The sequence below is a fragment of the Metabacillus schmidteae genome (assembly GCF_903166545.1).
Lineage (GTDB): Bacteria > Bacillota > Bacilli > Bacillales > Bacillaceae > Metabacillus > Metabacillus schmidteae.
In genome coordinates, this window is the sequence record NZ_CAESCH010000001.1 from 1,569,510 (window position 1) to 1,590,654 (window position 21,145).

Sequence of the window (21,145 nt, forward strand, 5' to 3'; positions counted from 1 at the left end):
GATATTAAACGAAAAACTAGGGAAGAATTATGGGAATTATATTCAATAAGCGGTAGTTTGAAAAAAGCTCCTACTTTACGTTTATAAAAGGAGCTTTTATTATGGAAAGAATTTTTACGTTAATGACTCTTTCTATTCTTTTCATATACCCTTCTTGCTAATTCCTCAAGTATATAAACAACTGGAATTTGAGTCGTGATATTCGATGTTTCATAAAATTCTTCAGACACATAGTAGGATATATTTTTATCGGAAATTTTGGCTATTGTAGATTGTCCGTTATTTGTAATACTTAGAATCTTACTGTTTTTATCTTTCAACATATGGATGTGGGAGAGGGTAAAGTGATTTTCTCCCGATGCGGATAAAGCAATTGTGATGCTGTTGTTTAAGTTGGCGTGAATAGGTGTATACCAGTCTTTTAAGTATGTAGAAAACGTCCCTAAGCTTGAAAAGTATCTAGCACCATATTCGGCAAGAGTACCCGAACTGCCGATTCCGATAAAATATACATGATTTGCTTTAGATATGGTGTCCGCAGCATCATCGAGCTTAGTAGTGAAATGCTCATTTTGGGTGCGTTCTAAAAACTCCGCTACCACATGCTGGCCGCTTTTGATCAATGTGTCACTCTTTTCGTCCATTGATAATTTCAGTTTTACTTTAAATTCCGAAAAACCTTCACAATCTAATTTCCTGCAGAATCGCATGATTGTAGATGTGGAAACATGAGCCTCATCAGCAAGATCCCTTATCCGCATATAAATGACTTTTTCTTTATGTTGCATAACATATTTATAAATCAGCATCTCAAGGTCATTGAATGTTGCAATTACCTCATTCGTAAACAAATCCTTTTCTCCCTTCTTGTGTACATTCTTTTGTCATTATACTTCAAAAGAGAAACGCAGTGTTACTTATAAGAAACAAATGCCTTAAAGTGAAAAACAAATCTAACGCTTTCAAAACTATGTCGGATCCTTATGAAATGCTAGAAGCACATAAGGAGCATTTTCGACAGTTTTCCAAACAACTGAAGTGTAAGAATAAAGGAAAGGGAAAGATGAAAATTCATCTTTCCCTTTGTATCTAGTAATATTAATTTTAAAGGATTTCTAATCTAAACAGAACAAACCTTTCAACCTATTTCCAATCAAAATCTTTAATAAAATTAACGAAAGCCTTAACAACATTCCATTCCAGAGATTCCTCGTGATAATACATCCACGTTCTTCGCAATATAGGATCTCCATTCTGATCCTTTAATTCTATTTTATATAAGTCATCAATCCCGGTAAGAACCCTGCTGGACAAGACCCCGTAACCTAGACCATTGATCACCATTTCCTTGCAGGTATCAACTTGGTCGACTGCTATACTAACAAATGGTTCTTTTGAATAGTTTTCAGCCCACCAATGATCTTCTATTGATTTTAGTAAATAATCTACTTTATATTCAATTTTTGGTAGATGGGGGAGTTCGGTAATATCTATTTCTTCCTTTGAAGTAATACATATTGTTTCTTCAAACAATAAATGTTTTGATAACCCTCTCCAACCATAGTCTCCTCGTATAAAACTTATATGAACATCTTTGTTGTGGATCAGTTGAGTGACATCTCTGCTCCACCCCGTAACAACCTTAAATTCAACATGAGGATATTGTGCTTTAAATAATTTTAAGATATATGGAAGTTCATAATTAGCAAAGAAATTTGAAACGCCTAATTTTAATGTGCCTGCAACTTCATTACTGGAAATATGACTCATATTTTGGACATTTTCTTTGACTTTTTGATAGTGAGAAAGGGCTTCGTCCGCACATTGGACAAGATATTCTCCTTGTGGAGTAAAATGAACGCCTCTGCTTTCACGGGTTACGATTTTAACACCTAGCTCCTCCTGCATGTGCTTCAAACGGTTTGTTAATGCTGGTTGAGTAATAAATAAAAGTCTAGCTGCTTTTGTAATATTCTTTTGACTATAAAGAACCTTTAGTATCTCCCAATCTCGGTAATCCATATTTTCCCAATCCTTGCGATATAAATTTTAATTATATTTATATATAATTTTTCAATATTTTATTTATTTTAATTATTGCATTATCCTTATTCGTAAGCAATGGTAAATTACTTCTTTCATAATGCAATAAAAAATATACGTAATACCTATTCGAGGGGGCATTGTCGTTGACACGAAATGAATATAAACAAAATCCATGGAGTCATTTTCATGGTCCAAACCTTGGCTATGTAATGGAACAATATGAAATGTATGTAAATGGTGCTGACTCGGTTGATTCAGAATTAAAGGAGCTTTTCAAAAGTTGGGGTTCTCCTTTACAAGCTGAAGGAATGCACGTTCAAAATAGTATTGAAATAACAGGAGCTGTTCAAAGCGATCTGACAAGTACGAAGAAAATATTAAAAGCAGCTAAACTGCTTGATGATATTCGACTTAATGGACATTTAGCCGCCAAAATTAATCCGTTAGAAAAGAATGAAGATAAAAATAACTCTCTCCCAACTCCTGAACGATATGGCCTAAGTGAGCATGATTTGAAAGCGATTCCAACTGAGTTGGTATGGACAAATGCTCCAAAGGGTATTCACAATGCACTTGATGCAGTTAACCTATTAACGGATTTTTACACAGGATCCTTAGCATATGAGTTCAGTCATGTACATGAAGAGGAAGAACGAGAATGGTTAACTCAGATGGTGGAAAGCGGTGCTGTAAAGCGTGACTTATCCAAAAAAGAGTGTACAGAGTTATTAACGAAACTGGCAGAAGTGGAAGGATTTGAACAGTTTTTACACAAAACATTTGTCGGTCAAAAAAGATTCTCTATTGAAGGAGTCGACTCTCTCGTACCGATGCTCGATCATGCGGTTAGGGAAGGGGCTAAGGATGGGGTATGTAATGTCATGATTGGAATGGCCCACCGCGGTCGTTTAAGTGTTCTGGCACATGTAATGGAAAAACCTTATCATAAAATTTTCTCTGAATTTCAGCATTCAAATGCAAAGCAGCAAGGACCATCAGGAGATTTACTCGATATAAGTGAGGGATGGACAGGAGATGTGAAATACCATTTAGGAAGCGACCGATTTATCACAGGTTCCGGTGAGGTTCGTACCCGTATTACCTTAGCAAATAACCCAAGCCACCTTGAATTTGTTGATCCAATAGTTGAGGGATTTGCTAGAGCCGCTCAAGAAGAACGCAATCAAGCCGGCTACCCTGTACAAGATACATCGAAGGCGTTTGCAATTTTAGTTCATGGTGATGCCGCGTTTCCAGGGCAGGGGATTGTAGCAGAAACCTTGAATTTAGCGGGATTAAAGGGATATAAAACAGGCGGTACGATCCATATTATCGCCAACAATATGATTGGATTTACAACAGACAGCCATGATTCGCGTTATACAAGATATGCTAGTGATCTAGCGAAAGGATACGAAATTCCTGTTGTACATGTGAATGCAGATGATCCGGAAGCTTGTTTGGCAGCCGTCCATCTAGCTTATCAATACCGTGTACGCTTTGGAAAAGACTTTTTGATTGACTTGGTCGGTTATCGCCGATTTGGACATAATGAGATGGATGATCCGGCAGTTACTCAGCCTAAAACTTACAAAATAGTGACTAGTCATAAGACAGTAAGAGATTTATATGCTGATCATTTACAGACAAACAGCACCCTCGGTCAAGAAGAAATACAGCAAATCTATCAAACTGTGCAGGAAACAGTGAAAGCTGAATATGAAAAGGCGTTAGAGAATAAACAAGATGAACCTGCTGCTGATGTAGAGGTCCCGGGGGTTATTGCTAAAGGAATTCCATCTATCGAAACAAAGGTTCAGCTAGATAACCTTCGAGAGGTAAATGAGGATTTATTGAAATGGCCAGAGGGCTTTAATGTCTATCCAAAATTAAAGCGCATCCTTGAACGCCGAAAAAATGCCTTGGAACAGAACGGGAAGGTAGAATGGGCGACAGCGGAAGCACTAGCATTTGCAACAATCATAAAAGATGGTACGCCAATTCGTCTAACAGGTCAGGATTCGGAACGTGGAACGTTTGCACAGCGTCATATCGTATTGCATGACTCCATAACAAATGAAACCTTTTCACCTTTGCACCGAATTCCACAAACTCAGGCTTCGTTTGCTGTTCACAATAGCCCATTGTCTGAGGCGGCAGTTATCGGTTTTGAATATGGCTACAATGTGTTTGCACCTGAAACACTTGTGATGTGGGAAGCGCAATATGGTGATTTTGCCAACACTGCTCAGCCATTCTTTGATCAATTCCTTTCCGCAGCAAGAGCGAAATGGGGACAAAAATCAGGACTTGTTCTTCTGTTGCCGCATGGATATGAAGGTCAAGGTCCTGAACACTCCAGTGCTAGAATTGAACGCTTTTTACAATTAGCAGCTGAAAATAACTGGACAGTTGCAAACTTAACAAGTGCAGCGCAATATTTCCATATTTTACGTCGTCAGGCTGCTATTTTGGGAACCGAATTTGTTCGACCGTTAGTCATCATGACACCGAAAAGTTTGCTTAGACATCCATTAACTGCTTCTGCAGGTACAGAGCTTAGCGAAAGTCATTTTAAAACAGTAGTAGAACAGCCGCAAACGGGATCAAATGTAAATGAAGTGAAGCGTTTAGTATTCACAACAGGAAAAATGGCCATTGATTTGGCTGCAAAAGTTGAGGAAATGAAAGGAAATCGAAACCTGGATGAAGTTCACATCATTCGTATTGAACAATTGTATCCATTTCCAAAGGAACAAGTAAGGGAAATTATACAGCGATATCCGAACTTAAGTGAAATAATCTGGGTACAGGAAGAACCGAAGAATATGGGTTCATGGCATTATATCGCTCCTATTCTAATTGAACTTGCTTCCGGCATTCTGGAAGTAGGGTACATTGGTCGTCCGCATCGTTCCAGTCCTGCAGGTGGTGATCCACTTGTGCATAAAAGAGAACAAGAACGTATTATTGAGCAAACATTTGAAGTAGATAGTCTAGTAGATACACTAAATCATGGAATTGGAATGTTTTAACCGAACATAATCCGACAAGTGAACTAAGGTAGCAGATTCACTTTTAATAGTAAGACAAAATAGTCTAGGAGGAGAATCACATGATTGAAGTAAAAGTACCAGAACTAGCAGAATCCATTACAGAGGGAACGGTTTTAGAATGGCTTGTTAAAATAGGTGATCAAGTGTCCAAAGGAGAAGGCATTGTAGAACTTGAAACAGACAAAGTCAATTTAGAAGTAAATACTGAATACTCTGGTGTCGTAACAAAAGTACTAAGAGAGCCTGGAGATACAGTCGAAGTAGGTGACGTAATCGCTATTTTAGAAGATAATGCTGCAGAGGGTACAGTTCGAGCCGAGGCAGAAGCGTCGAAAGAACCGGTAAAAGAAGAGGTTCAACCACCTAGTACACCAAGCGCACCGCAAAATTCAAAAACATTACAGCCGATTGCTTCACCATCCGCTAGAAAATTGGCAAGAGAACTGGGAATTGATTTAAATCAAGTAGTAAGCAGTGATCCACTTGGCAGAATTAGACCGCATGACGTAAAAGCACATTTACAGACGCCTGTTACAAAAGAAAAAGAAGAGCAAAAATCAGAAAATCCGAGTTCAAAGCCAGCTGCTCTACAGGCAAATCAAGAGAATGATAAATCAGTAGAACGCATTAAAATGTCCCGTCGTCGTCAAACCATTGCCAAACGTCTTGTAGAAGTCCAACATACTGCTGCAATGTTAACGACTTTTAATGAAGTAGACATGACAGCAGTTATGGATATCCGGAAAAAACGCAAAGATGCCTTCCTGGAAAAACATGATGTCCGTCTAGGTTTCATGTCGTTCTTTACAAAAGCTGTAGTAGCGGCTTTAAGAAAATACCCTCTATTGAATGCCGAAATTCAAGGGGATGAGCTTGTATTAAAGAAATTTTATGATATTGGTATTGCAGTAGCAGCTCCGGAGGGGTTAGTAGTACCAGTCGTGCGTGATGCTAATCAAAAAAGCTTCGCTGATATTGAGAGAGAAATTGGCCAGCTTGGTAAAAAAGCCCGGGACAATGCTCTAACATTAAAAGATTTACAAGGTGGTACATTTACGATTACAAATGGCGGTGTGTTTGGATCTTTAATGTCAACACCGATTTTAAACGCACCACAAGTAGGAATTCTAGGTATGCATAAGATTCAAACAAGACCGGTAGCTATTGATAACGACCGAATTGAAAACCGTCCAATGATGTACATTGCCCTTTCATATGATCATCGAATCGTTGATGGAAAAGAAGCAGTTAGCTTCCTGGCTATGATAAAAGATCTTTTAGAAGACCCGGAAACTTTATTATTAGAAGGATAAAAAGTAATTGACTTAGCAAGCTTCTCTATAAGATGAGAGCTAAACTTTTATAGGGAAGCTTCATCCATATTTGGGGAAAGCAATAAAACGACAATAGAGAGTTAGGTTTTAAGGGGATGTGTGGATGGAAGCAAAATATTGTAAAGAGTCTAGAGTAATACGAACAAGTCGTGTGTTCCCAAATGATGTTAACAACCACAATACATTATTTGGAGGCAGGTTAATGAGTGATGTTGACCAAATCGCTTCCATTTCTGCAGCGCGTCATAGCCGGAGAGAATGTGTAACGGCTTCAACAGATTCAGTTGATTTTTTACATCCTGTTCAGCCGACGGATTCAGTTTGTTTTGAATCGTATGTGACATGGACAGGAACATCATCCATGGAAGTTTTTGTGAAAATTATTGCGGAAGACTTAAAAAGCGGTAAACGTAAAATGGCAGCGACCGCCCTCTTAACTTTTGTCGCACTGGATGAACAAAAACGTCCAACTCGCGTTCCACAAGTGATTCCCGAAACGGAAGAAGAGAAAAAGTTACATGAAACTGCGCCCGAGAGAGCAAGAATGCGTAAAGAACGAAAACAAAAAAGTAAAGAATTAGCTGCATTTTTAACAACAAATCAGCCATGGGACCTACAATCTTGTAATGGTTTTGGCTAAGGTAAATACGATACTTTTAAAAAAATACTTATCTTTATGAAAATGATGAAACGATATCTTTAGGGGGAATTCATAGTATGGATTATTACTCACTATTCGAAGGCTAACATAATTAGTCAATCTGCCTTGAAAATAGGTCCATACTGCACAAAGATTCCTTATCTCTTTTAAAAAATCGTTTTCTACTACACACAAAAAAAGGAGACAAAAAGATGTCCACTCTACGTGAAGAAGCATTAAAAATGCACAAGGAAAATCAAGGAAAGCTTGGTGTCCATTCGAAAGTTGCGGTAAGTAATACGAAAGATTTAAGTTTGGCATATTCACCAGGTGTGGCTGAGCCTTGTAAAGATATATATGAAGATGAAAGCAAAGTATATGACTATACGATGAAAGGAAACCTTGTCGCGGTGGTCTCAGATGGTTCAGCTGTACTTGGCCTTGGCAATATAGGTCCAAAAGCTGCCATGCCGGTAATGGAAGGGAAGGCTTTATTATTTAAATCATTTGCTGATGTGGATGCATTTCCTATTTGTCTGGATACAAATGATCCTGATAAAATTGTTGAAGTTGTTAAGTTGTTACAGCCGACGTTTGGCGGAGTTAATTTGGAAGATATTACGGCTCCACAATGTTTTGAAATTGAAGAGCGCTTACGTAAGGTTTGTCAAATTCCGATTTTTCATGATGACCAACATGGTACAGCTATTGTAACAGCAGCAGGGTTAATTAACGCTTTAAAATTAGCAAATAAAAGAATCGAAGATATATCTGTCGTCATAAATGGAGCAGGTGCTGCAGGAGTAGCAATTGTTAAGCTACTTCTTAGTATGGGTGTAAAAGATGCCATTTTATGTGATACAAAAGGAATTATATATGAAGGTCGAACTGTGGGAATGAATCCATTTAAAGATGAAATGGCCCGTATAACGAATAAACAACAAAAACAAGGCTTACTAGCAGATGCACTTGTCGGTGCAGATGTATTTGTTGGTGTCTCAGCAGCAGGTGCTGTCACAAAAGAAATGGTTCGCTCCATGAATCAAGATCCAATCATTTTTGCAATGGCAAATCCTGTACCGGAAATTATGCCTGAGGAGGCAAAAGAGGCGGGTGCACTTGTAATAGGAACAGGTCGTTCTGACTTTCCGAATCAGGTCAATAATGTTCTAGCATTCCCTGGTATTTTCCGGGGAGCATTAGATGTTCAAGCGAAAGAAATAAATGAAGAAATGAAGCTTGCAGCTGTTTATGCAATTGCGGGAATTATTGATGCGGAAGAGCTTCATTGCGATTATGTCATTCCAGATCCATTTGACAGCAGAGTGGCTGCTTATGTTGCGGCAGCGGTTGCTGGTGCTGCTATCGAATCCGGGGTTTCACAAAAAAATGTAAATACAGAAGAAATCAAACAACGTCTATTATCCTTGCAGGAAAAAACGACAAAAGAGTATCAAGAAATTAACTAATAATAAAGGACATGGTACTTCACCATGTCCTTTGCTATTTTGTATGATTGATAATTGAAATAAAAAACAACCTTTGTAACTTTTCATATAAAGAGAAATCCTATATCAAATCCACATGTCTACGATTAACCAAAAAATATACCTTTTAATTCAATAATAGTTAAAATAATGAATAGTAAAATACTAACGCCTAGCGCAATATTAGATAGCCACTGATGGCGATCAATAGAACCAACATATTTTTTCTTGTTTAGTAAATAAAGCAACGTGATTGCCATAAAAGGCATAAAGATAGATCCTAGTGCGCCATATGCTATGATTAATCCAACAGGCTTTCCTATAAAATGAAGGAGCATTGGAGGGAATGTTAACCATAGTACATAGAAACGATATGCCTTTGATTTACTTAAATCATCATTACTAATGTCTTGGTGACGAATGGATCTAATGAAATCCGCAAATAAATAAGGAACACCATTCCATACTCCAAGGACAGAACTAAATGAAGCTGACCAGAATCCGATTAAGAATAAATATCGAACAGATGGATGTAGTTCATTACCTAAGATTGAAGCAAATTCTACTAATCCCTTTTCTCCACTAATATTAACATCAGTTCCATATAATAATCCTGCACCCAATACTAGAAGTGAGATTGTAAACAACCCAGTAACAATATATGCAATTGCAGAATCATAGCGAACAGCACGGATAAAAGATGGTCCCTTCCATTTATTCTCTTGTAACCAATAACCATAAGAAGCCATAGTTAGTGAACCACCTACACCACCAATTAAACCGAGAGCATACACTAATGATCCTTGTGGAAGTGTCGGTACAGCAGTCCCCAAGATATCACCTAGTTGCGGGATGACTAAAAGGGCAGATCCAACAACTGCGATAAACATGAGTCCGATTAACACGTTCATAATTTTTTCAAATGTTTTATACTTTCCCCACCATACTAATATAAATGCTAATAACCCATGTATGATTGCCCATTGAGTTAAAGAAAGTTGCGGGAATAATGCCGCCATTGCAAGCGCACATGAAGCTGTACCTGCAGCACCATAAACAAAGCCCCAAATGACTGAATAAACACCAAAATAACCTGTAGCCCATTTCCCCATTAGGCGCCAGCCTTCTAATATCGTTTTACCACTTGTTAAATGCCAACGACCAACACCTTCATTTAAAGCGAATTTAAGAATGGAACCTATAAGAATCGCCCAGAGAAAAACTAAGCCATAATTTGTACCTGCCACAAGTGCGGCAACTAAATCACCTGCACCTACGCCAGTAGCAGCAACAATCAAGCCAGGTCCAATAATGGTAGATTTTTTTACCCCTAGATCTTGCTCAATTTGTGTATGTTTTTGTTGTATCATGGAATCCTCCTTTGTATTCTCGGTAATAACGCTTTCATATTTAAGTGAAAATAAAAATATGAAATGAATTCTATTATAGTATTAATTATTTTTTTAGAAAAATCAATAATTTCATAAAAATAGAGATAATTATTAACTCAACCATTCCAATGACAAATAAATCTTTTTCAATAATTGCTTCCTTTATCAATAGATATTTAGTTAGCATGTAGCATAAATACCACTAAGCATCGAAACTAAAACTTAATTGAGCAAGTTGAGTAACTTATTTACAAACAGAGAGGGACTGAACTATAAATAGTTCTTAAAGAATTTAGGAACATCATAAATAAAAAACAAAGGCTTTCGTCATTAGGATTTGACGAAAGCCTTGAATTTCTACCATTTTTCATTTAATAAACATCACGCTGGTAACGACCTTGCTTCTTTAGCTCATTTAGATATACTTCAGCTTCTTCTTGGGTCATCGCACCTTCTGTTTCAATAATACTAATAAGTGTGTTATGAACATCTTTTGCCATATTAAGCTTATCACCACAAACGTAGAAGTAAGCTCCATTTTCCAGCCAATCAAACAATTCTTTGCTATTCTCAAGCATTCTGTGCTGTACATATATTTTTTGCTCTGTATCACGCGAGAACGCAGTCACTAATTTTGTTAAAGCCCCGTCACTTAAAAATTGCTCTAACTCGTCTTGATAAAGGAAATCTGTTGCTGCATACTGCTCTCCAAAAAATAGCCATGATCTGCCTGTCGCTTTTGTCACCGCTCGTTCCTGAATAAATGAACGGAATGGGGCAATTCCTGTTCCTGGACCAACCATAATAATGTCCTTATCTTCGGAATTCGGCAGATTAAAGTGTTTATTTTGTTGAATAAAAATAGGAAGTGTATCTCCTTCTTGTACTCGTTCAGCAACCAATACAGAACAAACTCCTTTTCGGTTACGACTGTGAGCTGTGTAGCGAACAGCACCGATTGTAAGATGAACTTCATTAGGGTACGCTGTCATGCTGCTGGCAATAGAATAAAGACGTGGTGTCATTTTTCTTAAAAGCGAAACAATTTTTTCAGCAGACGCATTCCAAGGGCCGAAGTCACGCAGCATGTCAAGCAAGTCACGTCCAACCGTATATTCTTTTATTTGTTTTGCATTTTCAGCTAACAACAGCCTTTGTAACTTTTCATTTTCTGTTAATTCGGCAGCTTGCTGTAAAATCTTTTTGGTTAGAAGTGTAATTTCAAAGTGTGTTGTTAGCGCTTCTTCTAGTGGAAGTGTATCTCCTTCTTTATTGATTGTTACGGGGATTTTTCCATCCCACTTCATTTCCTCAATAATGGAATCAACCAGTTCCGGATCATTTTGAGGGATTATGCCAAGGGTATCCCCAGGAATATAAGAAAGGCCCGAGTTCTCTAAAGATAACTCAATATGCATCGTTTCTTTATTAGAACCAGGTTTATTTAAGTCAATATTTTTAAGTACTTTTGCTTGAAATGGATTTGTTCTTGAAAAAGGTGGCTTATTTGTTTCAGTATTTTGCATGATTTATCATCCCCTGTTAAAAGTCAGATTTTTTAAACGTTCTATTTTATCTCTCGAGCATTTTATTAATAGAATTACTATTTCCAATATGTAGAGAAAACTTACAGCTTAACCAATGAAGTAAATAAAAATATACCTAAACTATACTATATAGAGAGATTTTAGTAAAAGTATAAGAAAGATTAAAATCAGTTATAGTAGATATAGACCAATCAAAGTTTTTGTAGGTTTGAATTAATCCTGAAAGAAAAACAAAAAATCCATCTAGCAATGAGTTAGATGGATCTTTCTTTAAAAGGAGCTTTTTGGTTCATAAATAAAGTCATTTCATATGATCAGACATGACATCTAGTGGCTAACATAATCTCGGCTATTCTTCATTAAGGCAAAATAGTCAAAACAGTGGGGGCATCCATTATACTCTTCTTGATCTATCAAGTTTAGTACTTGTTCATCATTATTTGTTTCTTCTAAGTTTTTAAGAAGGATCTTATGATGGTTACATCCATCAGTAATGAAAGCTGTTCGATGGACGACTAGTTTGGAATGATCTATGAAATATTTTGGCATAGATTAAACTCCTTTTTTCAGCTTTATAAAGATCGTATCATACTCATGTTACACGAACATTTCATAAAAATGGCAAAAAGATTAAAGAAGTTTTAAATCATGACCAAAATGATAGGTATTGTTTTTATTTACTAGTCTGTCATTCGAAAAATGAGCCCTTTTTTCTGCCTTCTAGAAGGTCACCCGTCCAGCCTTTCATTTTTAAATAACCATAAAGGGCCAGAGTGGAAATTACGATTAGTAAGACTGAAAATAAATAGCCGTATTTCCATTCGAGCTCAGGCATGTGCTTGAAATTCATTCCCCATAGAGCACCAAGGGCCATTACTGGAGTGAAGATTGTCGTTATAACTGTTAAAGTTTTCATAATTTCATTTCCGCGATGGGAGGAAATGACCTCTTCTAAATTAATCATAGAATCAATTTCAGTTTCATATTCGGTAATTAGAGCCATTGCTCTGTCAATCTTTTTACATGTACGTTTGAAAATGTTTCCTGTATTAATATCATCAAGATAGATTTCCTCTATGGCCATTTTTAACTCCTTCATTGGAATAATTAGGTTTTTCCAAATTAAGAGTTCATGTCGCTGTATGTATATTTTATCAAGAATGCTTGTTTTATTTTTTTTACTTACATTCCAAATCAGTTTATTTAGTTTTTCTTCAAATTGATCAATACCGTATAACATTTCATTCATTAGTTCTCCAAGAATAATTAAAAAGCCATCAACTGCATTTTCTGTTTTATCAATTTGTTGGAATAATAGTTCCTGGCTCATATGCTGAAGAGAAGAAAGCTCAAGATCTACGGTAATTAATTGATCATTTGTTATATAAAAATGGCAAATTTTATGTTCTAATTCATCATCGAAGTTTTGATCGTAAACAAGTGATCCTTTTACAATTTTTTTCTCATTTTCTAATAGTACAGTTCTTAGGCAATTTGTTTTATTTTCCTGAACATTATCCAGCCATTCCTTATTAAAGGGACAATATTCTTTATGGATAACATGTTTTATCTTTTCAATCTCATTCTTGTTATATTGATGCCATTTCCAGTTATTGGGGCCGATACTCGTTATCATTTTATCACCTTATATACAAGTTTTTATCTATTAAATTCCCGATTGGTGAATAAATGAAACCTGATAATAGAATAGTGGTACTTGTATTACAAAGTTACAGAAGGTCGGATTGAAAAAGTACTAACTTTTATTTGAAAATAATGTTTACATTCTTAACAAAGCGGTTATAGTTCATTAAGTCCGAGAGGACAAACTATATTTTACTTTTTCGAGGAGGAATTGAAAATGGCTAAAAACGATGATAAAAAAATGACAGTAGAAGAAGCAGGTCGCAAAGGTGGAGAAGCCACTTCAAAGAATCACGATAAAGAATTTTATCAGGAAATCGGACGCAAAGGCGGAGAAGCCACTTCAGAGAATCATGATAAGGAATTTTATGAGGAAATTGGACGCAAAGGTGGAGAAACCACTTCAGAAAACCATGATAAAGAGTTTTATCAGGAAATCGGACGCAAAGGCGGAGAAGCTACTTCAGAAAACCATGATAAAGAGTTTTACCAGGAAATTGGTGAAAAGGGTGGAGAATCCCGCAGTAAACAACGAGATAACGATTAATTTTCATTATTGAAATGTAACGATAAAAATTAAGTAACGTGTAGAAGCTTGTACTGAATTGTACAAGCTTCTATTTTGAGGATTTATGGGTGTCTATTTAGCACGTCGATTTTAAACAGCATAATACCGATTCATTTCATTGTAATAATACTCTAACGAATGACGTTTTATATAATTAAAAAAAGAAGATGGAATATTAGGTACTAAATTTTTTGCATTTTTCCACGCTTGAAACTCAATTAGAAAGTCAATTTGTCTTCTTTTTAACGGCTCCTTTGTTTTCTCTTGCAATTCAATCAAAGTTAAAAGAGATTCATCTGTGGCATGCCCGAGTTCATGAGCAAGAATAACAGCTGTGTAATCAAGGAATACATTTTTCCCTGGGAACAATAACTCACATTGTTTTTTTATTTCAGCTATATATAATGTAATGGAATGCTCGTTTAGACTGTATTTCCCGCCTATATTCCGATTTAACGGACAATTTTCTTCGATTTTAACTTCAACCAAACTATTAGATACATACAACAGTTCATTAGCTATCTGAATAATTTTATTATGTTCTGTCACTTTATTCCCTCTTTTAGTTCTTTTGTTAAGTATATGTTGACCATGTATATGTTATGAATTTCCAACTCACAAGAATTTGAAAGAGTTGCTTTTATTTATTAAAAAACTTATAGATTCCATTATAAATACCTTGGAAGGAAAAAAACAGACAAATTATTTAAAAAGAGGGTAATTATTTATGAGGTTGGTAAGAAATTAGCTAAATCACATTTAAAGAGAATTAACCACTTGTGTATCGTTTATAAGGTGAAAGGGTGAAGAAAACATACGGAAACTGGAAATGCGTATGCTTTTTCGAAGCCAGTAAGAAAAACCCATTCGTAACAACCATAATAAGGAAGAAATAATGTCGAACGGGATGGTAATTGTAAATAAAACCCATTTGTGTATCGTTTATAAGGTGAAAGGGTGAAGAAAACATACGGAAACTAAAAATGCGTATGCTTTTTCGAATCAAGCAAGAAAAACCCATTCGTAACAACCATAATAAGGTAGAAATGATGTCGAACGGGATGGGAATTGTAAATAAAACCCATTTGTGTATCGTTATAAGGTGGAAGAGTGAAGAAAACATACGGAAACTAAAAATGCGTATGCTTTTTCAAAGCCAGTAAGAAAAAACCATACGTAACAACCATAATAAGGTAGAAATGATGTCGAATGGGATGGGGATTGTAAATAAAACCCATTTTTGTATCATTTATAAGGTGGAAGAGTGAAGAAAACATACAGAAACTAAAAAAGCGTATGCTTTTTCGAAGCCAGTAAGAAAAACCCATACGTAACAACCATAATAAGGTAGAAATGATGTCAAATGGGATGGAAATTGTAAATAAAACCCATTTGTGTATCATTTATAAGGTGAAAGAGTGAAGAAAACATACGGAAACTAAAAATGCGTATGCTTTTTCGAATCAAGCAAGAAAAACCCATACGTAACAACCATAATAAGGAAGTAATGATCTCGAATGCGATATAAATTGTAAATAAAACCCATTTGTGTATCATATGTAAGAAAAAAGTGAAAAAAGCTTGTCAGGCTTTGGCTAAAAGCTAAAAAGACTTCCTTTCAAGAAGTTAAAGCTCTTCTTTATGTATTGAGGCAGATTGAAGACAATGCCGGCTAGGTCAAGAAACAGAAATCTTTAGCACGCATTTAAAAAACCTCTCCGAATGGGAGAGGTTAAAGCCTGTTAATCTATCCTCATCCTTCTATGCTTTTTGATTCCTCTTCAAGCACTTCTTCATCAATATCCTCTTTAAAAGCGAACGATAAAAGTAGTGAAACTAAAATTCCTCCTCCTATTAAATTACCTATCGAGGCAGGAATAATATTATAAAAGATGAGTTGAAACCAATTATATTCAAAGCCTTCCAACACCGTAATACTAAAATACCCCATATTTGCTACAGCATGCTGAAAATTACCTGCTTCAAAAATAATAACAGGTAGGAAGATACCTAAAATTTTCCCTGCAACATCTCTGGCAGCTGTGGATAGAACAGCTGCAATTCCAATTAACCAATTGGCAAGAATACCTGAAAAAAGAACTTGAAACCATCCCCATGTCCCTCGCTCAGTAAACTGCATTTTTTTCTCCATGAAAACGAGAAGACCTTCATAAAATTCTTTATCCAATGAACCAGAAAGATTAAGTAAAAACCCAACAAAAAGAGCTCCCAGAAAATTCCCGATATAACAAACGATCCAAAACTGTAAAACCTTTTTGCTTAACGAATACTTACTATATAAAATGTAACTCGGTAATAAAACATTAACTTCTGTAAAAAGAATAGATCCTGATAACAATATCATGGCATATCCAATGGCAAAACCAATCCCCGATAAAAGATGAAAATAACCATCTATTTCGATGTTTATAGATAATAAAACAGAAGCTAAGGCACCAAATGAAATAAACGCTCCCGCCATGAGGGAAAGAATAAATTGTGCACGTCTTTTAAATTGCAGCGTTTCTTTTCCTTTTAGTATAAAGGATTCGATAATTTGTTCGGGAAAGTAAAATTGCCTGCTAGGGTATTGACTATCACTGTGTTTTTCTTGATTATTATTTTTCATAGCTACCACCAATGTTTTTTCTAAACAGTTTCCCTAAATAAATAACTCTAAACATTCTTAGAAAAAGAAATTGCTCATAAATTAAGTAGGTATTAATCTTGATCCCATTTTCTAGTAGTCAATTTATGAGCAACAACAAGTTCTTTGTTTTTAGCTTTTATTAAACAATTAGTTGATAGGATCTTTTTCTAATGGCTTATTAAAAAGGATGTTTAATACTGCTTTGCCATCACTTGGACAGCCACTTACAAATTGTGTTGGAAAGAGAGAGAAAAAAACATAATAAACAGAAAAGTAAACAAATTGATAGAGTAGTATACTTGGTTCAAGGATCCCTTGAAGAATTAAACCATTAACGATAATAATTGTTGTAAGGTTAAATATAGAACCACCAAGAAAAATGAGGGTTTTTTTGATCTTCCCATTATTTCTATGATGCAATTCTTTATATTCACACCATCCATCCATAAAATAGACCTTACGCATACAAAAAGGGCCCATTTTGCAAAGCATTTTTCCTGTACCTATATGAATTTCTACTTCACAGCCTAAAAGCTTTGCGAAAAATAAATGCCCGCTTTGATGGATGATGGTAACAAGAGGAAGTACTAGAAAGAGTGAAATAAAGAATTTCCCCATATCTTCAAATCCGAACATGGATAGTCCCCCAATTTTGTTTAGTATTCTTAATCTGATTCATACCCGTCCTATTTTTTGTAAAACATTTATTCCACTTTAAATTTAAATTCTAATTTTAAGGATGTAAGTGGCCATCTAAAAGGAAATGTTTTAATAAATCTTCTGTTTTTTAAAAGAACTGTTATGAAGATAAGAGTTTTACGTTTGAGAGCTTTTCATGTAGGGTAAAACCTTCCTAACACAGTTAGAAGGAGGAATTAGAAATGGATAAAAGTTGGAAGAAGAAATTAATTATTGGTGGAATGGCTGCAACATTAACCTTTGGAGGACTAGCAGGGTGTGCTGATGGAGTCGATCAAGACAATGGTCCTAGTGATGGAGAACAAAAGGACGATGTAGATAACGAAAATAAAAATCCAGAAACAGAGTAAAAAAGGAAGTCCATTAATTGAACTAAATAGTTTTTAGGAGCGATTAAAATGGCGAATAGATACTATGTATCAGTTGAAGCCGGGGATATCCAGAATTCCCAATATGATGATCACTTTCATTATTATGAAATAGTGGCTTCGAAGGAGCAAGTGGAAGAAATTGAGATGATCTTAAAAGAGATCGAAATAACAGAATATGACCCAAAACCAATTCTCACATCGTTAAATGAAGAAAATGGTATAGAAGCAAGAGAAGAACAATATCGTTTACTCACAAAACTATATGAAAAAATTTATCAACTAGGTACGGATGAAACGAAACAGGAAATACGATCATTAAAAATATTAAGCCAGCTCCATTAAAAGTGGAGCTGGTTTTTTAATGTATTTTCCATGAAATATAATGAAAGAGGGGGATGTTAAAAACATCCCCCTCTTTCATTATTGTTAGAGAACATTTGTCTCACTTAACAATCAATCGGCATTTTCCAGTCCTTAATCCATCCTCGAGCCTTCATGGCTTCGGCAAGTCTTCCTACTCCTACTAAATAGGCTGATTCTCGCATACTCACTTTTTTCTCTTCTTTCATTCTATAAACACTTTCAAATGCGTTGGTTAATTTCTCTTGAAGCTTATCATTAATTTCATCTTCTTTCCAAAAATAATTCATTGAATTTTGAACCCATTCAAAATAGGATACGGTTACACCACCAGCGTTACATAATATATCCGGAATCACAAATATGCCCTTTTTCTCCATTATGTTATTTCCTTCCGGTGTTGTTGGGCCATTAGCAGCTTCCGCTACAATTTTCGCCTTGATATTTGGAGCAGTTTTGCTAGTGATTTGGTTCTCTAATGCTGCTGGAACGAGGATGTCACATTCTATTGAAAACAGTTCCTCATTTGTGATATTTATACTGTCTTTAAAACCTTTTACCGTTCCGTTTTCATTAACATAATCAATAAGATTCATGATGTCCAACCCATTTGGTTGATAGGCTCCGCCTTGTGCATCAGTAATAGCAACGACCTTGACACCATGCTGATGTAATAGTTTTGCAGTGATCGAACCAACATTCCCAAATCCTTGAATAACTGCGGTTAAATTGTCGAGTTTGAGATTTAAACGTTTGGCAGCCTCAAGAATGGAAATAACAACTCCACGTCCGGTTGCCTCAATACGTCCTGCTGACCCTCCAATGACGATCGGTTTACCTGTTATAAATCCGGGAACACTATGTCCTGATAATTGATCAAATTCGTCCAGCATCCAGCCCATTATTTGTTGATTAGTATTCACATCAGGCGCGGGGACATCTTTTTCAGGTCCAATAATAGGTTCCAATTCCCTAATAAATCCACGACTTAATTCCTCGAGTTCTCTATTTGAAAGTTCATGTGGATCAACAATAATTCCACCTTTTCCTCCTCCAAAAGGTAAACCGATAAGGGCAGATTTTAAAGACATCCACATTGACAAGGCTATTACTTCATCCTCGGTAACATTTTGATGGAATCGAACTCCACCTTTCGTTGGTCCCAGTATATCGATATGTTGGGAACGAATACCGGTATAGCTTACATATTCACCATTATCCTTCCGAATTGGAATCGAAACTTTCATGACTCTTGTCGGATTTTTTAAAATTTCATAAACACCTTTTGGCAGGTTAAGTGACTCTGTTGCACGTTCAATTAACCGTTTTGCGATTTCATATGGATTGGTAATATCCATCCCGTTTTGTTGTTCCTTAGAAGGCATTTCCGATCTTATAGCAGCAATAGGGTCATTGCTCGCCCCTTCCTGTGTTTCCTCATTTGTCGTCTTTGGTTTTTCTTCCATTACTAAATCCTTTGCAGAGTCCGGTTTTCTTCCCATCATTAAAAACTTCCTTTCGTTTATTTGTTTTATTCAATTTTTACAAATCCAATAGATCTATTATTTTCTTAATGGTTACTTACCCTTTAAATTTTCCTATTAAAACTTGTAAGGGGAAAATATTAATAATGATTTAAAGTGATTTAAATGATCGGAGCAACATATACCAGTAGATACTTTTATCCTTTTACAAGTAGAAAATTAGCTTTTTCTAAAAATACATGTTTATTTCTTAAACAATAAGGTTATAGATTCTATACGTCCAAGAGGACAACTCTTTAACTATTATTTTTCTAGAGGAGGAATTAAAATGGCTAAAAAAAATGATGAGAAAATGACAGTAGAAGAAGCAGGCCGAAAAGGCGGAGAGGCTACCGCTAGAAATCATGATAAAGAGTTTTATCAAGAGATTGGTAGAAAAGGCGGAGAAGCTACTTCACAAAATCACGATAAAGAGTTTTACCAAGAAATTGGTGAAAAAGGTGGAGAGGCCCGTAGTAAACAAAGAGATAATGAGTAAGCTTTTTTAAGTGGATGATTCATAACCATAAAAGAAGCTTGTACATAAAACTAGTACAAGCTCTTTTATGGACCTTTGAAATGATAATAGAGTAATAAAGTTTCTTTTAATAATCCTAAACTTATAAGTTTATCATTTTGAACAATGGGTATCTACTAGTAAACACATTTAAAAAACTTTAAAAGGAGAGATGAATTATGGGATTTCTTTGGGCATTAATTATAGGTGGAGTTATTGGGTGGTTAGCAGGATTAATCGCAGGACGTGATATTCCAGGAGGGATTATTGGTAATATCATTGCAGGATTTATTGGAGCATGGCTCGGCTCTTTCTTATTAGGGCAGTGGGGACCGGAAGCAGGTGGCTTCTATATTATTCCGGCTTTAATAGGAGCTATTGTTCTAGTATTTGTCGTTAGTTTAGTAATGAAAGGTTTCCGAAAACATGCGTAAAATTTAAAAATATGAGAGAGGCTGCTAACAGGCAGTCTCTTTGCATAAAAAAGAAATTTAATTTCAATTTGTATAAGTAAATAAATAATAGAAGGTGATGAAATTGAAAACAAAAAAGAGTTTATTGTTAACGAAAGAAGACATGACAAATGAACAAATCGTTCCTAAATGGGTTATTGACGAATACCAGACATTTCATGAAACCGTTACAGAGCCTACATTTCCTTGTTATTTTGGAATGAGTGCAGAGAATAAAGGAGAACTTCGTTATTCTTACATTACACATGATAATTGGTCACAATTACCTGATACAATTAATAGTTTTATAGAGTTATTTAATGCACCTAAGCTTATTCGTCATGGATTGTTTCTTTTTGTAGAGCCTGAGCAGACTGAGAAATCTATTTCATATTATCGGAACTATTTTTGGGAAATCCTGCAGTATTTACATAAACATGATGAAAGAGAGTGGCCGGAGGATATTCCGTATGATCCGGACCATCATCTATGGGCGTTTTCATTTGCAAATGAACCATTTTTTGTTTTCGGAAATGCACCTGCGTACAAACAACGAAAGACAAGAAATTTAGGGAACAGCCTCATTTTAGGTTTTCAACCAAGACGTATTTTTGAAGGGCTGGAGGGAACTTCGAAAGGTGGCGCAATGTCCAGGGAGAAAGTGAGAGAGCGTGTGGAAAAGTGGGATCAGCTGCCAAAGCATCCTAATATAAGCCATTATGGTGATCCAGATCATCGAGAATGGAAACAGTACTTTATTGGAGATGATGCTAAGCCTATTGAAGGAAAATGTCCATTTCATGCAATGACAAACAAGTAACGAGCTGACTCCTTACTTGTTATGATTAAATAAAGTTATA

Annotated in this window: 19 protein-coding genes and 1 pseudogene; 10 read left to right on the forward strand and 10 right to left on the reverse strand. The window is 35.8% G+C overall.

The window, feature by feature from the left end:
* Positions 1 to 119: 119 nt before the first annotated feature.
* The gene (locus HWV59_RS07575; protein WP_102230027.1) at positions 120 to 851 is read right to left on the reverse strand and encodes a MurR/RpiR family transcriptional regulator; all 732 of its coding nucleotides are present in this window, start codon (positions 849 to 851) and stop codon (positions 120 to 122) included.
* Between the two features lie 292 nt (positions 852 to 1,143).
* Positions 1,144 to 2,022, reverse strand: coding sequence for a LysR family transcriptional regulator (locus tag HWV59_RS07580; protein ID WP_102230029.1), 879 nt, complete (start codon positions 2,020 to 2,022; stop codon positions 1,144 to 1,146).
* 167 nt (positions 2,023 to 2,189) lie between these two features.
* On the opposite strand from HWV59_RS07580, the gene HWV59_RS07585 reads away from it, so the two are divergent.
* From HWV59_RS07585 to HWV59_RS07600, 4 genes are all read left to right on the forward strand, one after another.
* The gene (locus tag HWV59_RS07585; RefSeq protein WP_268921758.1) at positions 2,190 to 5,081 is read left to right on the forward strand and encodes a 2-oxoglutarate dehydrogenase E1 component; all 2,892 of its coding nucleotides are present in this window, start codon (positions 2,190 to 2,192) and stop codon (positions 5,079 to 5,081) included.
* An 80-nt stretch (positions 5,082 to 5,161) separates the two neighbouring features.
* The gene (gene odhB, locus HWV59_RS07590) at positions 5,162 to 6,415 is read left to right on the forward strand and encodes a 2-oxoglutarate dehydrogenase complex dihydrolipoyllysine-residue succinyltransferase (protein WP_102230030.1); all 1,254 of its coding nucleotides are present in this window, start codon (positions 5,162 to 5,164) and stop codon (positions 6,413 to 6,415) included.
* Between the two features lie 124 nt (positions 6,416 to 6,539).
* Positions 6,540 to 7,076: an acyl-CoA thioesterase gene (locus tag HWV59_RS07595; RefSeq protein WP_102230031.1), complete on the forward strand. Its 537-nt coding sequence runs from the start codon at positions 6,540 to 6,542 to the stop codon at positions 7,074 to 7,076.
* Between the two features lie 212 nt (positions 7,077 to 7,288).
* A complete protein-coding gene (locus HWV59_RS07600) occupies positions 7,289 to 8,545 on the forward strand; it encodes an NAD(P)-dependent malic enzyme (protein ID WP_102230032.1) in 1,257 nt (418 codons plus the stop codon).
* 125 nt (positions 8,546 to 8,670) lie between these two features.
* Here HWV59_RS07600 and HWV59_RS07605 read toward each other — a convergent pair whose 3' ends face one another.
* The 4 genes from HWV59_RS07605 to HWV59_RS07620 form a co-directional block, all read right to left on the reverse strand.
* On the reverse strand, positions 8,671 to 9,933 hold the full coding sequence (locus tag HWV59_RS07605; RefSeq protein WP_175638493.1) for an Nramp family divalent metal transporter: 1,263 nt from the start codon (positions 9,931 to 9,933) through the stop codon (positions 8,671 to 8,673).
* Between the two features lie 392 nt (positions 9,934 to 10,325).
* Positions 10,326 to 11,480: a sulfite reductase subunit alpha gene (locus HWV59_RS07610; protein WP_102230034.1), complete on the reverse strand. Its 1,155-nt coding sequence runs from the start codon at positions 11,478 to 11,480 to the stop codon at positions 10,326 to 10,328.
* Between the two features lie 348 nt (positions 11,481 to 11,828).
* The gene (locus HWV59_RS07615) at positions 11,829 to 12,050 is read right to left on the reverse strand and encodes a hypothetical protein (protein WP_102230035.1); all 222 of its coding nucleotides are present in this window, start codon (positions 12,048 to 12,050) and stop codon (positions 11,829 to 11,831) included.
* Between the two features lie 139 nt (positions 12,051 to 12,189).
* Positions 12,190 to 13,137 carry a magnesium transporter CorA family protein gene (locus HWV59_RS07620; RefSeq protein WP_175638494.1) on the reverse strand — a complete coding sequence of 316 codons (948 nt, stop codon included), beginning with the start codon at positions 13,135 to 13,137 and terminating at the stop codon, positions 12,190 to 12,192.
* A gap of 225 nt (positions 13,138 to 13,362) precedes the next feature.
* On the opposite strand from HWV59_RS07620, the gene HWV59_RS07625 reads away from it, so the two are divergent.
* Complete coding sequence (locus tag HWV59_RS07625; protein WP_102230037.1) at positions 13,363 to 13,692, forward strand: con-10 family general stress protein; 330 nt, start codon at positions 13,363 to 13,365, stop codon at positions 13,690 to 13,692.
* A 111-nt stretch (positions 13,693 to 13,803) separates the two neighbouring features.
* Here HWV59_RS07625 and HWV59_RS07630 read toward each other — a convergent pair whose 3' ends face one another.
* The 3 genes from HWV59_RS07630 to HWV59_RS07640 form a co-directional block, all read right to left on the reverse strand.
* A complete protein-coding gene (locus HWV59_RS07630; RefSeq protein ID WP_175638495.1) occupies positions 13,804 to 14,262 on the reverse strand; it encodes a hypothetical protein in 459 nt (152 codons plus the stop codon).
* Between the two features lie 1,204 nt (positions 14,263 to 15,466).
* Positions 15,467 to 16,342: a formate/nitrite transporter family protein gene (locus HWV59_RS07635; RefSeq protein ID WP_102230040.1), complete on the reverse strand. Its 876-nt coding sequence runs from the start codon at positions 16,340 to 16,342 to the stop codon at positions 15,467 to 15,469.
* Between the two features lie 168 nt (positions 16,343 to 16,510).
* On the reverse strand, positions 16,511 to 16,999 hold the full coding sequence (locus HWV59_RS07640) for a hypothetical protein (RefSeq protein ID WP_102230041.1): 489 nt from the start codon (positions 16,997 to 16,999) through the stop codon (positions 16,511 to 16,513).
* A 245-nt stretch (positions 17,000 to 17,244) separates the two neighbouring features.
* On the opposite strand from HWV59_RS07640, the gene HWV59_RS07645 reads away from it, so the two are divergent.
* Together HWV59_RS07645 and HWV59_RS07650 are read left to right on the forward strand one after the other, a co-directional pair.
* Complete coding sequence (locus HWV59_RS07645; protein ID WP_175638496.1) at positions 17,245 to 17,412, forward strand: hypothetical protein; 168 nt, start codon at positions 17,245 to 17,247, stop codon at positions 17,410 to 17,412.
* Between the two features lie 48 nt (positions 17,413 to 17,460).
* Positions 17,461 to 17,775 (forward strand): hypothetical protein, encoded by a 315-nt coding sequence (locus HWV59_RS07650; RefSeq protein ID WP_102230042.1) that lies wholly within the window; start codon positions 17,461 to 17,463, stop codon positions 17,773 to 17,775.
* A 104-nt stretch (positions 17,776 to 17,879) separates the two neighbouring features.
* On the opposite strand, the gene HWV59_RS07655 is transcribed toward HWV59_RS07650, so the two are convergent.
* Positions 17,880 to 19,151: a Glu/Leu/Phe/Val family dehydrogenase gene (locus HWV59_RS07655; protein WP_407941622.1), complete on the reverse strand. Its 1,272-nt coding sequence runs from the start codon at positions 19,149 to 19,151 to the stop codon at positions 17,880 to 17,882.
* Between the two features lie 454 nt (positions 19,152 to 19,605).
* On the opposite strand from HWV59_RS07655, the pseudogene HWV59_RS07660 reads away from it, so the two are divergent.
* The 3 genes and pseudogenes from HWV59_RS07660 to HWV59_RS07670 all read left to right on the forward strand — a co-directional run.
* Positions 19,606 to 19,812, forward strand: a pseudogene (locus HWV59_RS07660) (KGG domain-containing protein); the annotation flags it as partial.
* Positions 19,813 to 20,012: 200 nt separating this feature from the next.
* Positions 20,013 to 20,267, forward strand: coding sequence for a GlsB/YeaQ/YmgE family stress response membrane protein (locus tag HWV59_RS07665; RefSeq protein WP_102230044.1), 255 nt, complete (start codon positions 20,013 to 20,015; stop codon positions 20,265 to 20,267).
* 142 nt (positions 20,268 to 20,409) lie between these two features.
* Positions 20,410 to 21,105, forward strand: a complete 696-nt coding sequence (locus HWV59_RS07670; RefSeq protein WP_407941623.1) for a YqcI/YcgG family protein — start codon at positions 20,410 to 20,412, stop codon at positions 21,103 to 21,105.
* The last annotated feature ends 40 nt before the right edge of the window (positions 21,106 to 21,145 follow it).

What these genes read in the sequence shown, in the direction of transcription:
- HWV59_RS07670 (WP_407941623.1), top strand. Translation starts at nt 20,410, where the DNA reads ATGACAAATGAACAAATCGTTCCTAAATGGGTTATTGACGAATACCAG.
- HWV59_RS07595 (WP_102230031.1), top strand. Translation starts at nt 6,540, where the DNA reads ATGGAAGCAAAATATTGTAAAGAGTCTAGAGTAATACGAACAAGTCGT.
- HWV59_RS07615 (WP_102230035.1), bottom strand. Translation starts at nt 12,050, where the DNA reads ATGCCAAAATATTTCATAGATCATTCCAAACTAGTCGTCCATCGAACA.
- HWV59_RS07645 (WP_175638496.1), top strand. Translation starts at nt 17,245, where the DNA reads ATGGATAAAAGTTGGAAGAAGAAATTAATTATTGGTGGAATGGCTGCA.
- HWV59_RS07625 (WP_102230037.1), top strand. Translation starts at nt 13,363, where the DNA reads ATGGCTAAAAACGATGATAAAAAAATGACAGTAGAAGAAGCAGGTCGC.
- HWV59_RS07640 (WP_102230041.1), bottom strand. Translation starts at nt 16,999, where the DNA reads ATGTTCGGATTTGAAGATATGGGGAAATTCTTTATTTCACTCTTTCTA.
- HWV59_RS07655 (WP_407941622.1), bottom strand. Translation starts at nt 19,151, where the DNA reads ATGGATATTACCAATCCATATGAAATCGCAAAACGGTTAATTGAACGT.
- HWV59_RS07635 (WP_102230040.1), bottom strand. Translation starts at nt 16,342, where the DNA reads ATGAAAAATAATAATCAAGAAAAACACAGTGATAGTCAATACCCTAGC.
- HWV59_RS07650 (WP_102230042.1), top strand. Translation starts at nt 17,461, where the DNA reads ATGGCGAATAGATACTATGTATCAGTTGAAGCCGGGGATATCCAGAAT.
- HWV59_RS07580 (WP_102230029.1), bottom strand. Translation starts at nt 2,022, where the DNA reads ATGGATTACCGAGATTGGGAGATACTAAAGGTTCTTTATAGTCAAAAG.
- HWV59_RS07665 (WP_102230044.1), top strand. Translation starts at nt 20,013, where the DNA reads ATGGGATTTCTTTGGGCATTAATTATAGGTGGAGTTATTGGGTGGTTA.
- HWV59_RS07600 (WP_102230032.1), top strand. Translation starts at nt 7,289, where the DNA reads ATGTCCACTCTACGTGAAGAAGCATTAAAAATGCACAAGGAAAATCAA.
- odhB (WP_102230030.1), top strand. Translation starts at nt 5,162, where the DNA reads ATGATTGAAGTAAAAGTACCAGAACTAGCAGAATCCATTACAGAGGGA.
- HWV59_RS07620 (WP_175638494.1), bottom strand. Translation starts at nt 13,137, where the DNA reads ATGATAACGAGTATCGGCCCCAATAACTGGAAATGGCATCAATATAAC.
- HWV59_RS07605 (WP_175638493.1), bottom strand. Translation starts at nt 9,933, where the DNA reads ATGATACAACAAAAACATACACAAATTGAGCAAGATCTAGGGGTAAAA.
- HWV59_RS07610 (WP_102230034.1), bottom strand. Translation starts at nt 11,480, where the DNA reads ATGCAAAATACTGAAACAAATAAGCCACCTTTTTCAAGAACAAATCCA.